Here is an 11,956-nt window from a genome sequence, read left to right on the forward strand (position 1 = left end):
GGCAGGTGCACGGGCACGCGTCGGCGGGTAGCGGGGGCTTGGGTCGGCCGGGAGCGGGGGCGGTTCGGTGAGCCGTGTGGTCCGGCGCGCGCCGGATCTCGGTGCACCGTCCCCGTACGGCTGCCGCGGTTCAGCGGCTCGCTGCGGCCGGGGTCGCGGCGGCGCGGGCGGCGGGAGCGGGGGCCTGGGCCCTGCGGATCCCGGTGGCGCTCAGTACGGCGGCGACGGCCAGCGCGATCGCGGCGGAGACGAGGGCGGCGCGCAGCCCGGTCACGAAGTGTCCGGCGGCGGCCTGCCCGACGAGGAGGCCCATGACGGCGACACCGATGAGCCCGCCCAACTGGCGGGAGGCGTTGAGCACGCCGGAGGCGATGCCCGCGTTGACCGGGTCCACCGCGCCGAGCATGGCGTTGGTCATGGCGGGAACCACGAGGCCGATGCCGATTCCCGCGACGAGGAACTGGACGATCACCGCCGGGTACGAGCCGGATCCGACGGCCGGGATGACGGCCAGGTAGCCGAGGGCGGCGAGGAGGTTGCCGGTGAGCAGCACGCCGCGCGCGCCGAACCTCTTGACCAGGGACCCGCAGGCCAGGTTGGCGGCCATGATGGCGCCGGTCATGGGCAGGAAGGCGAGTCCGGCGGAGATGGGCGAGAACTCCCATACCTGCTGGAAGAAAAGGCTGAAGACGAAGATGAGGCCGTAGAAGGCGAAGTTGAGCAGGACGCCGATGAGTGAGGTGGCGCTGAACGCCCGTCGGCGGAACAGGTGCAGGGGCAACATCGGGTCGGCGCCGCGGCGTTCGACGGCGAGGAAGCCGACCAGGGCGGCCGCGAAGACGACGAGACAGGTGATGACGAGCGCGTCGCCCCAGCCCCGGGTGTTGGCTTCGACGATGGCGCCGGTCAGCGCGCCGAGGCCGGCGATGGCGAGCAGTTGGCCGGGCAGGTCGAGCGTACGGCGGCGGGAGGGGTCTCGCGGCGGGGCGGCCCGGGCGTAGCGCTGGGTGAGCAGGATGCCGACGGCGGCGATGGGAACGTTGACGTAGAAGATCGAACGCCAGCCGAGGGAGTCGACGAGGAGTCCGCCGACGACGGGGCCGAGGGCCAGTGCGAGGCCGCCGGCGGCCGCCCAGAGGCTGACGGCCTTGGTGCGCCGGGCCGGGTCGGGGAAGTTGCTGTTCACCAGGGAGAGCGAGGACGGCACGATCAGTGCGGCGCCGACCCCCTGCAGGACGCGGGCGGCGATGAGGGTGACGAGCGTGGGGGCGGCACCGCAGGCCAGGGAGGTCACGGCGAAGAGCGCGAAGCCCGAGACGAAGATGCGCCGGGGGTCGAAGCGGTCCCCCAGTGCTCCCGCGGTGAGGAGGAAGGCGGCGAAGGTGAGGGTGTAACCGTTGATCACCCATTCCAGGCCGGCGAGGCTGCCGCCGAGGTCGGCGGTGAGTGCCTTGGTGGCGACGTTGACCACGCTGACGTCGAGGATGACGACCACGAAGCCCAGGCAGGCGGCGAAGAGGGTGGGTCCGGGCCGGGCCGCGGGGGCGGGTTCATGGTGAGTCACGTGCTCGTCCTTCCGTGCCGGAGGAGGGGGTTGGGATGAGGGGGCGGGGAGCGGATCGCGGGGCGGTCCGTGCCGTCGGACGGGTGGCGCGGGAAGGGGCGGACACCCGTAGAATGTTCGTTACGAGACGAACATTCAGGAGTGTACGCACACCATCGAACACTCTGCAATCGGTGGCCGCCGGGTTCCGGCCACCCCGACGGACGGAGAACCGCCATGACCACAGCGGACGCGCCCCCCGGCCCGGGCCACCGGCTCCCGCCGGTCCACACGGATCCGGCCGAGGTGCCCCTGGAGGCGGCTCTGCTCGCACTCGCCGACCCGGTCCGGCGCACGCTCGTACGCGAACTGGCCGGGTCCGACGACTGGGAACGCTCCTGCGGGAGTTTCGACGTACCGGTGGGGAAGGCGACCCTGAGCAGGCATTTCGCGGTCCTGCGGGACGCCGGGCTGCTGGAGCAGCGCGATGCGGGGCCCAAGCGGCTCAACCGGCTGAGGCGGCCGGAGTTCGAGGCGCGCTTTCCCGGTCTACTGGAACTGGTGCTGCGGCAGGACTGACCCGCGGCGTCGCGGACGAGGACGAGGAGGAGGGGGACGAGGAATGGCCCCGGGAACCGCTCCTTCCCGACACCGGATGGGGCTTGCGCCTCCACCTACCCGTTTGGAGACACAGGCCCTTCCCGGACCCCCGCTCCGCGCGCCGCCCCGCCGGCAGCCACTGCTCCAGGTCCGGCTCGGCACTCGGGCTCGCCCATCACCAGCAGGGAACGACGCACCTTGATCAAGGACAGCGGCGGTCCGCCCATCAGGGCCTCAATACCCCGTGGTTGTCCCGCCTGCCTGCTGTAACACTGATCCGGTGAAAGAAGCCCTCACCGAACCGGCGCCCGTCATCCTCGGCATCGACGACCTCCGACCGCTCCCCAGGGCCACGCGGATCGCCCGCACCAGCCGCGAGGGCATCCAGCTCATGGAAGAGCACCGCGACAGCTTCATTGACGAGCTGTGGCTTGACCACGATCTCGGCGGCGACGACACCATCATGCCGGTGGTGACCCTCTTGGAAGAGGCCGCCTTCAACGGACGGCCCTTTCGGATCGGATTTGTCTTCGTCCACAGCGCGAACCCCATCGGCGCCGAAAGCGTCGTCCGGTCACTCACCCGCTGGAGCTACCGTGTCCAGCGGGCGACGGCATAGGCGTATCGCCTCTGAATACCCGATTTCCTCTACGGAAAGATGAGGGGAAGGCGACAGCGCGGACCTGATAGTCAGCGAGAGCAATGGTCAAGATCTGTCGATGAGTTGACTGCGATCAGCGCTCCTCACACTTGCGTTGGTTCGGTCTCCACCCGAGCAGATCGACCGTCAGGGAAGCTGGGCTTGGGTTGGGGATGGCTCTGAGGACAGCTCTCGCCGTCGACGGGTGTGGTGGCACCGCATGTTCCGCAGGTCCATTGCAGCGCTGGGGATGCCAGGGCTGTCGCGAGGACGGTCCGGTCGCCAGGTGAGGGGTCGTGCAGCTCCCTTGCTGCGGCATGCCGTACGAGTAGGTCGGGATCAGCCAGGAGGTATCGGGCGTCACGGTGCTGCCGGGCATCGCTGAGTGCGGCGGCGGTGATGCGTGCGGCGCCGGCCCTGACGAGGGGATCCTCCATCGGCAGGCGAAGGGCGGGCCAGCGGTGGGCCAGGAGTGCGGCTGTGTTCAGGCGACCGAACGGGGCGACGTCGGGGAGTGCCGTGAGCACGCGATCTGCGAAGTCCGGTGACGTGGTGGCTTCGGCGGCGAGCAGCAGGGTGAGGTGCGTGAGCCAGGAATTGCCTGCGGTGAGAGTCTTGATGACGAGGTCGGTGTCGATCGTGTCGAGCCGGAGCCGGGGGTGGGGTGTTCGGGTGCTGGGCAGGGAGAGGAGTCCCCAGTCCGGACGTTGTGGGGTCTCCTCGCGCAGGCTGCGCAATTGTGCGCTGACCAGTGCACCGTCCAGGCCGCCGGCCTCGGTGATCAGGCGGAGAAGGTTCCGTGTCAGCTCGGCATGGTGGGTGACGGCGTGGGCAACGGTGCCCACGGGGTGGTCCCTTGTCCTGAGGGCGGTGGTGAGAGCGGCGGCCTCGTCCAGGTGCCACACCTGTGTGGTGGTGAGTGGTGCGGTCGTGCTGTTGAGGTCTGCGAGGAACTCGAAGGGGACAGCCGTCTTCTTGTATGAGTCGATGAGGGTGGCGAAGAGGTTCCCGGTCATCTGCGAGATGATGGAGCCAAGCGCTCCGTGGTGTCCTCGCTTGGGTAGTTCGCTCTCCAGCCACTCGAAGGTGTCCAGGGTGACGTGATGGGCGGTTGCGACCAGGTGGGGCAGCACACTGGGCCGCGTGGGCAGCACGTGCTCGACCGCGAACCGGGCAAGTGGATCGGCTCCGGTGATCTCCGGTCCACTGCCCGGAGTTCCACGCGCCGCTGCGGCAAGTCCTGCCTCCAGGGTGTCGAGTTCTCGTGGAGTGGGCTCGGTGCCACGTCTGATGATTTGTCTCTGCGTACACAACGCGGTGATGACAGCCTTCTGCTCGGGTCCCAAGGTGTCTGCCGTGTCGATGAGCTGCCGCGTATGAGCGGCATCGAGGTCTTCCTCGGCAAGGCGGGCCGCGAGCTCGGCTCGTGGGGAACTCCCGGTGTCAAGGTCGATCACCGCGTCCGGGGACGGCAGGTTTCGGTCCGCAACGGTCGGGAGTCGGGTCAGCTGGGCATCGTGGTACGCGTGCAGTGCGGTGCTGTCGAAGACGGTTCCGTCGGCCAGAGCATCGTGCACCAGGTCAAGCGATTCCCCTCCGTCGAGCAGCGCCTGTTGGATGAAGGCTTCCGCGGCCTGTGGGGAAAGGCTGGCGGCGAGTCGGGCTGTTTCTTGACGTTCGGGGTCTGCGAGTGTGCTCTGCATCCACGCGGTGATGCGGGACGGGTTGCGCATGGCCCAGCGTGCCTCGCCGATCTCGGCGAACAGGCGTGTGCGGGCGGTGAGGTTTCCCTGGGGTGTGTCGGTGACGAATACGCCGGCTGTGGCGTCCCAGTACTCCAGGGTGCGGCGTGCGATGGCCGCTGCTGTGCCCGGTGGTTTGCCCCAGTGCTGTTGGAGACGGGCGCTGACGGCCTGGTGGGCGTCGTGCCAGGTCGCCGGGGCAACGGTGTTGGTGGTGTGTGCGATGTCGTCGAAACAGTCGATCAGGATGTCGGCGGTCAGCTGAGGGTCGGTGTCCGGCAGGGTCTGGGCGGAGGGACGGCGCATTTCCCATTCGCGGACGCTGCTGTCGATCACGTCGGTGAGCAGACGGGCGCGGTTCCCGAGCAGGGCTGCCGCCGGGCGGTCGACGATGAGCAGCACCATCAGTGTGGCCATGAGGGGGACGTTCCACAGGTCGGATTCCGCGCGGCGGGAGCGTTCGACGCGCCGGCGGAGGTCTTCGACCGGCTCTTGGCCGTGCGAACGGGTGGCGGCACGTGCTGCGACGGCGGTGTCCAGGAGGTGGTCGAGGGTGTGGGTGAGGTCGTTCGGAGGGCGGAGCTCGTAGACGGGAAGGTCGAGGCGAGCGGCTACCGACTGGGAGGAGTGCCTGGAGGTGACGACGATGTCGAGGCCGGCGGGCAGTTGGTCGAGCAGCGTGGCGACCGCTTCCACCACGGCGTCCTGACGCTCGTGGACTTCGTCGAGGGCGTCGAGAAGGATGAGTGCATCGCCAGTGGTGACGCGTGCCGAGAGCGCCTCGATGAGCGGGGGGTTCGTGGTGCCGATGGCCGCGCGGACGAGGTCGGCTGCTTGGAGCCGGTACGGGCCGGCCGGGGTGAGGAACGGGACCAGGTCCTTCATTCGAAGCCACACGGGCACCGGCGCGAGGTGGTGTCCGGCCCAGTACGCCGCCAGGAGACGAGAGGCGACGGTCTTGCCCGATCCGGGAGATCCGACAAGGAAGAGGCGACCCTGGCGGCGTACGGCATCCACGAGGGCGCTACGGCCGGTCTTCCGTGCAGGTGCGAGGGCTCTGAGTTGTCGGGTCGTGCCGGGAACGGTCATCGATGTCAGGCCGCGGCCAAGGTCGGCGAGCGGCAGGGTGTCCTGCTGGGCCGCCCACCTCATCCGATGCTCGGCAAGCGCCTGGTCCATGGCTTGGAGCCGGGCGGCCGGTGTGCCTGCCGCGTCTGCGATCAGGGGAATCCTCGCGCTGGTGAGCCAGGTATACCAGCCTGAGACGTCCGATGCGGTGCGCTGCTCGGCCTGGCCTCGCGCTGCTGCCTTCATGGTGCGGAAGGCTGTTCGGCCATGTCCTGTGGGGACGATGGCGGCGTTCAGGCATGCCGATCCCAAGGCCTCGTCCGGGCCATTGTCCCGGGCGTCCAAGGCGATCACCTTCGCCGCGGCCAGGAGCCGTTCCGTGTCGGCATGATCCAGGCCGTGCCCGGCTGCCAGGCCGCGCAGGGCGTCGAGCCGTCGAGCCGCTGGTGAGGTCAGCGACGCACCGCTCTGGTACGTCGTCAGAGCCTGTGCCGTGCGGGCCAGTGCCTCGTCGGTCCTGGTGACGACGAAGAGCAGTTCGTCGCCGGGGCGGCACTCCCCGGATACGACCGCGCGGCACCACTGGTCGACGGTCGCGTTGAAGGCCGCCGCGTTGGGAGACAGCTTGGCTTGCATGAACGCCGTCGTGCCGTCGGCGAGGTCAACGACGACGTCGTCCACGTGGAGATCTGCTTCCATGCGCAGCTTCACGGGAACGGCGTCGGAGCGGAGCCATGGAATCGGCTCCTCCAGCAGTCCGTAGACGGCTGCGAGAGCCGCTATCCCGGCTCGGTGGCCGGCTCCGGCCTCGTTGCTCGCTCCACCGAGCGCGCCCGGCTTGGCCGTGTTCATCCAGCACTCCTCAAAGGCTCTTGTCCCCTTTGAGGGAGCTCGGGTCTGCCCGTACACACGGATGCTAGTGCTGTGACCGGAAAGGTTCACCGTGTCACAGCACCAGGACAGGGCTGGGGCGCGTGCACGGCGTCCGTGGGCCTCGGTTCGGGGCCGCCGGCGAGGTCCCGGGTCACCCGCACGTCGCCCCGGGCGCGTGTAACGGGAGTGCCCTCGACGGCATCGACTTGTTCGGCGGAGGCGACGAGCGGGGGATGAGGTCCATCCCGCCGGCGGCGATCACATCAGGGTCGGTGATCCGGACGCAAGTGATCCGGTACCCGGGTAGTGCGTCGGGGCGGGACCGCTCACGCGCCGCACCTCCCGGCTGTGAGCGCGACCGCGTGTCCCGGGTGTGGCAACTCCGCCCGCAGCCGACTGACCACTCGTAGGTTTCACCAGGTCACGGCTCCGGTGCCGAGATCAGAACTGGTGGGACAACCACTGAACTTCTCCGACGCGGCGGTGTTGACTGCAGCCGACTCTCCCATCACTCGGCTGCACCGCAGGTCGATTCCTCCCGTCGGCGTGCCGCAACATCCTCAAGGGGTAGGTACGTTGAAGACATCCGCACCACGCAGAGCCGGGCTCGTGCTCGCCTCCGCCGCCGCGCTCGTCGCCGGACTGTGTCTGGCCCCGGCCGCCCAGGCCGCGCCCGATCCCACGGTCTCCTTCGCCGGCGCGACCGCCGTCCCGCTCCCGGCGGGCTCCGGCAAGGGCACCGCCCCGGCACTGGGCGACCTGAACGGCGACGGCAAGGCCGACCTCGTCACCCCCGTGCGGGGGTCGAACACCCTGGTGGCCGCCCTCGGTGACGGCAAGGGTGGCTTCGGCCCCGGGGCCTCGTTCGGCCTCGACACCGGCACCTACCCGACGGCTGTCGCCCTCGCCGACCTCAACGGCGACGGCAGGCTGGACGCGGTCGTCGCGGCGGCCACCACCGGGCGGCCCACCCAGCACGGGGTCGAGAGCATGGGCAGCATCGTCGAGCTGTTGGGCGACGGCAAGGGCGGGTTCGCCCCGGCCACCTCGTACTTCGCGCCGACGTTGGTCAACCAGTCGACCGACGCCATGTTCCCCGTCGACATCACGGTCGCCGACATGAACGGCGACCGGAAGCCCGACGTGCTGACCGCCAACACCAACGGCGACAACGTCTCCCTCTGGACCAATGACGGCACCGGCGCCCTGGGCACCGCGAGCAACTTCTATGTCGGCGGTGGCCTGCCCAGTGGCTACTCGGCAGGCCAGGTGCGCCCCTTCGGCGTCAAGGCCGGGGATGTGAACGGCGACGGCAGGCTCGATGTGGTCACCGTGAACATGGGCACCTCCGACATCTCCGTCCTCCTCGGTGACGGCAAGGGCCGTCTCGGCCCGGCCACCCGCTTCGCGGACGGCGTCTTCCTCGGCCGAGGCATCGCGCTCGGCGACGTGAGCGGCGACGGCAAGCCGGATGTGGCGATCGCGCACACCGACCGGACGATCACCCTGTTCCTGGGCGAGGGCGCCGGGGCGTTCGGCGCTCCCGTCACCTACCCGGTCGGCGGCAATGCCCTGGAGGGCGTGTCCATCGCCGACGTCAACACCGACGGCAAGCCGGACCTGGTCACCAACAACGGCCCCGACAACCAGCCCACCGTCCTTCTCGGCGACGGCACGGGCACCTTCCGCAACGCCGGCCCCCCGTACGACGTCAAGAGCGGCGGCGCGGGTGCGTACGCGGTCGGCGACCTCAACGGAGACGGCCGACCCGACCTGGCGGCCGCCTCCACCGCCAAGGGCGTCGCGGCGCAGGTGCTGCTGAACACCTCGAAGCCGAACCGCACCGCACAGTCGATGGCGATGAAGGTCGAGCAGCCGCCAGGCGTTCTGTCCATGGAGGTGAAACTGCCGGCGGTCAACTTCGGCACCCTGACCCCCGGCACCGCCGGCACTCCGGCCGGGCTGGGCACGTTCAAGTACACCGACACCCTGTCCACCACCGCCCCCTGGTCGGTGACCGTCGCCACCACCGACCTGGTCAGCGGCACGGACACCATCCCGTGGAGCAACCTGAGGATCACGGTCGGCGGGCACGTCCAAGGCACCGGCGGCCGGTGGACGGGCATCGCCCAGGCCGGCCCCGGCGGCCGCTTCCCCGAGGGCGAGGACCCCCGGCCGGGCACCAGCCTCTCCCCCGCCGTCACGATGGCGAGCGGCGACGGCGGCACCCGCGGCGTCTTCAGCCACGACGGCTCGACGGCGCAGTGGAACATCCCCTCGGAGACGGTCCCCGGCTCGTACGGCGGCACCCTCCAGTACACGATCACCGGCTGATCCCGTGAACAGTCGTCTGCGCGCCCATGGCGGCGCCGCCGCCACCCGTCGGGCGCGGTTCCCCGCCCTGGTGTGGAGTCTCCTCCTCACGGGCATCGTGCTCGGTCCGGCGCCGGGCGCGCAGGCGGCGCCGGCCCCCGCACCATCACCCGCCCCACCGGAACCCACCGCGGGCGCGCCGTTCGGCGTACGGGCCGGGCTCTACGGCCTGACCACGCTGACCGGCGGGCACTTCGGGTACGCGTTGAAGGCCGGCGCCCGGATCGAGGACTCCGCGGTCATCTACAACCAGAGCGACGAGGCCCGGACCTTCCACCTCTACGGCGCCGACGTCACCCATGCCACGGGCGGTGGCCTGGCCCCCGCTCAAGAGGGCCAGAAGATGACCGCGGTGGGCGCCTGGCTGAAGCTGGACTCCGAAGCCACCGTCACCGTCCAGCCGAAGAGCCGCGCCACGGTCCGCTTCTCCCTGGCCGTGCCCGACGGCACACCGCCGGGCAGCTACGTCGGCAGCCTGGTCACCTCACTGCGCACCCCGGCGGTCAGCGGCGGGGTGAACACGGAGACCCGCATCGCCCGCATCGTCGAGCTCAGGGTCCCCGGCGAAGCCGACCTCCGGGTTTCTCTCACGGCACTGGAACACCGTCCCTCCGGCGGTGGCGAGGAGTTCACCGTGACCGTACGCAACACGGGCAACGTCCTCTACACCTTCGCCGGAACGCTGAACATCACCGGCGGCGGCTCCCCCCGTACCGTCCCGCTCACGCCTGCGGGGATCTACGTGATCCCCGGTGGCACCGCCACCGTCACCGGGCGCCTCACCGACCTCCCGGCCGTCGGCCGGCTGGAGGTCACCGCCGGCGTGACCGCGACCGTCCCCGGCGGCGCGGTCAAGACCGTGAACAGCAACACGGTCCGGCTGTCCTGCTTCCCCTGGCTCATGGCCACGCTCGCCGTAGGCGTCCTCCTCTCCCTGGGCCTCGTCCTCTTCGTCACGCGCGAGCGACGGCGTGCCTGGAGGCGATGTCGCGCGGAGGAGCGCACAGCGCTGCGCGCGCTTCGGCGGGAGCTCCGGGCGGGGCACCGCTCCGCCGACGACCCCCGGGAGGCCCATGCAGGCGGCACCGGCCACCCGTAGCCGTTGTGGTGGCCGGCAGGGCGGCTTCACGGGTATCGGAGTCGACGCCCGTGAGGACGTCCGGCCTGCCGGTGAACTCCGGCATACGGGTTTCCGTCGCCCTGGCCGTGTCGCCGGGCTCCGATGCCCCACAGGGCGCAGGAGCCGTGGATTGAAGCCGGGGCGATGTGGCCGAAGGGGACCGCGAGAATCCGGAACGGGACGTCGAGTTCGGGTGTTCGACTCTGTCGGAGGGCCTCAACGGTCCTCGGTGCGTCAGTGTTCCCAGGCCGCGGCGCCGCGCAGGAGGTGGTGGTCCGACATGCCGGGGGTACAGGCGGCCGCGTCTCCGCGCACGGTCTGGAACCAGTAGTAGCTCAGGAAGATGTAGTCGATCTTGCCTTCGGGGCTGGCGTGGGGTGAGCATCCGCTGGCTCGTTCGACGGTGGCTTCTCCGCTTCGGCAGACTTCGCCGGACGGGGGGCAGTCCGAACCGGAGAACTCCGCTTGGTCGTTCTCGTCGACCTCTTGGAAGACCCCGGTCCCCCCGGTGTGGTTGTAGAGGGGGTCCATCCGGGGGTCCTTGGGAAGCATGTTGAAGTCTCCGGCGAGCACCACCGGGTCTCCTTGGTCGGCGTATCCGCGGGCCACCTCGGCGACCTTGGCGACCTGTGCGCGGGGGTTGTCTCCCTTGAAGTCGAGGTGGGTGTTGCAGGCACGGACGTATCGCGAAGAGACGGTGGCACGGGCGCACAGCATGATGCGTTGTTCGCCCTGGGCCGGATTGGGGAGCATGGTGACGCTGCGGCTCGCGTTGTTGATCGTGCCGGGGCTTCCCTTGGAGAAGATGGCCAGACCGTAGCGGGTGTCAGAGCCCCACTTCGCGCATTTGGTCACGGAGGGCAGGGCCGCCCCCCAGACGGAGTCGTAGCTCTGACCGCCGTCGGTACGGTTCTGCAGCGCGTCCCGCAGCAGCGTCCACTGTCCGTAACACATCTCCTGAAGCATCACCAGGTCGGCGTCCCAGTTGTCCATGGCACTGACGACGTTGTCGCGCCATCCGGTCTTGGATCCGTTGTAGATGTCGCAGGCCGCGCCGCAGACGTTGTAGGTGATGAATCTCGGGCTGGGCCAGTTGGTCGCGTCGGGAGTGTCCGCCCGCGCGGGGCCGGGGGCGGCGGTGAAGAAGAGTCCGAGGCAGACGAGGGCGGCGAAGAACACTCTGAGGGCGGATCGCATGGGCGGTTCACTCCCTGATCGTTGGGGTGTGGCGGGGCCGGTTCTCCGTGGCGGGGTCAGACGAGGTCGCTGCGGTACCAATTCCAGGAGACGCTGCGGTTGGCGCTGTCCCAGAGCATGGTGGGATCGTTGAAGCCGGTGCCGGTGCTGGTGAAGGTCCACAGGCCGGTGCGGTTCGCTCCCTGGGTGTCCTGGCCGTAGTTGTACAGGATCCCCACGTCGGTGCGGCCGTCGCCGTCGAAGTCGCCGGCGGTCACCTTGGAGGCGTCGGCGTTCCAACTGCCGGAGTTCTCCCACTTCTTCACCGGGGCGCCGAATCCCTTGCCGGTGCTGATGGCGGTCCACAGCGCGGTCTTGTTGGTGCCGTCGCTCTGCCGGCCGTTGTTGTAGAGGATGCCGATGTCGGTCTTGCCGTCACCGTCGAAGTCACCGGCGGTGAGCTTGGAACGGTCCCAGTTCCACGACCCGGTGGTGCGGTCGTCGTTGTCCCACTTCAACTGCGGCCCGCCGAATCCGGCACCGGTGCTGGTGAACGTCCACAACGCCGTCTGGTGGGAGCCGTCCCGCTGCTCCCCCACGTTGTACAGGACACCGATGTCGCTCTTGCCGTCACCGTCGAAGTCACCGGCGGTGAGCTTGGAACGGTCCCAGTTCCACGACCCGGTGGTGCGGTCGTCGTTGTCCCACTTCAACTGCGGCCCGTCGAATCCGGCACCGGTGCTGGTGAACGTCCACAACGCCGTCTGGTGGGAGCCGTCCCGCTGCTCCCCCACGTTGTACAGGACACCGATGTCGCTCTT

8 protein-coding genes are annotated in these 11,956 nt (G+C 69.7%); 4 read left to right on the top strand and 4 right to left on the bottom strand.

What is annotated here, in order from left to right; all coding sequences use genetic code 11:
* Positions 1–130: 130 nt before the first annotated feature.
* On the bottom strand, positions 131–1,564 hold the full coding sequence (locus tag ACFYW3_RS35170; RefSeq protein WP_389388493.1) for an MFS transporter: 1,434 nt from the start codon (positions 1,562–1,564) through the stop codon (positions 131–133).
* A gap of 216 nt (positions 1,565–1,780) precedes the next feature.
* Here ACFYW3_RS35170 and ACFYW3_RS35175 point away from each other — a divergent pair, with 216 nt between their 5' ends.
* Together ACFYW3_RS35175 and ACFYW3_RS35180 are read left to right on the top strand one after the other, a co-directional pair.
* Positions 1,781–2,122, top strand: a complete 342-nt coding sequence (locus ACFYW3_RS35175) for an ArsR/SmtB family transcription factor (RefSeq protein WP_389388494.1) — start codon at positions 1,781–1,783, stop codon at positions 2,120–2,122.
* A 301-nt stretch (positions 2,123–2,423) separates the two neighbouring features.
* Entirely contained in the window at positions 2,424–2,762 is a 339-nt protein-coding gene (locus ACFYW3_RS35180; protein ID WP_351759627.1) for a cyclic-phosphate processing receiver domain-containing protein, read from the top strand.
* Between the two features lie 125 nt (positions 2,763–2,887).
* Here ACFYW3_RS35180 and ACFYW3_RS35185 read toward each other — a convergent pair whose 3' ends face one another.
* Complete coding sequence (locus ACFYW3_RS35185; RefSeq protein WP_389388495.1) at positions 2,888–6,535, bottom strand: NACHT domain-containing protein; 3,648 nt, start codon at positions 6,533–6,535, stop codon at positions 2,888–2,890.
* A 507-nt stretch (positions 6,536–7,042) separates the two neighbouring features.
* On the opposite strand from ACFYW3_RS35185, the gene ACFYW3_RS35190 reads away from it, so the two are divergent.
* Together ACFYW3_RS35190 and ACFYW3_RS35195 are read left to right on the top strand one after the other, a co-directional pair.
* The gene (locus ACFYW3_RS35190; RefSeq protein ID WP_351759633.1) at positions 7,043–8,800 is read left to right on the top strand and encodes a VCBS repeat-containing protein; all 1,758 of its coding nucleotides are present in this window, start codon (positions 7,043–7,045) and stop codon (positions 8,798–8,800) included.
* Positions 8,801–8,804: 4 nt separating this feature from the next.
* Complete coding sequence (locus tag ACFYW3_RS35195) at positions 8,805–9,938, top strand: hypothetical protein (protein ID WP_389388496.1); 1,134 nt, start codon at positions 8,805–8,807, stop codon at positions 9,936–9,938.
* Positions 9,939–10,193: 255 nt separating this feature from the next.
* Here ACFYW3_RS35195 and ACFYW3_RS35200 read toward each other — a convergent pair whose 3' ends face one another.
* Both ACFYW3_RS35200 and ACFYW3_RS35205 read right to left on the bottom strand, forming a co-directional pair.
* Positions 10,194–11,156, bottom strand: coding sequence for an endonuclease/exonuclease/phosphatase family protein (locus tag ACFYW3_RS35200; protein WP_351759639.1), 963 nt, complete (start codon positions 11,154–11,156; stop codon positions 10,194–10,196).
* Positions 11,157–11,212: 56 nt separating this feature from the next.
* On the bottom strand, positions 11,213–11,956 hold a 744-nt coding region (locus ACFYW3_RS35205; protein ID WP_389388497.1), incomplete at its 5' end, for an FG-GAP repeat domain-containing protein.

It is taken from the genome of Streptomyces sp. NPDC002602, from assembly GCF_042889445.1.
GTDB lineage: Bacteria > Actinomycetota > Actinomycetes > Streptomycetales > Streptomycetaceae > Streptomyces.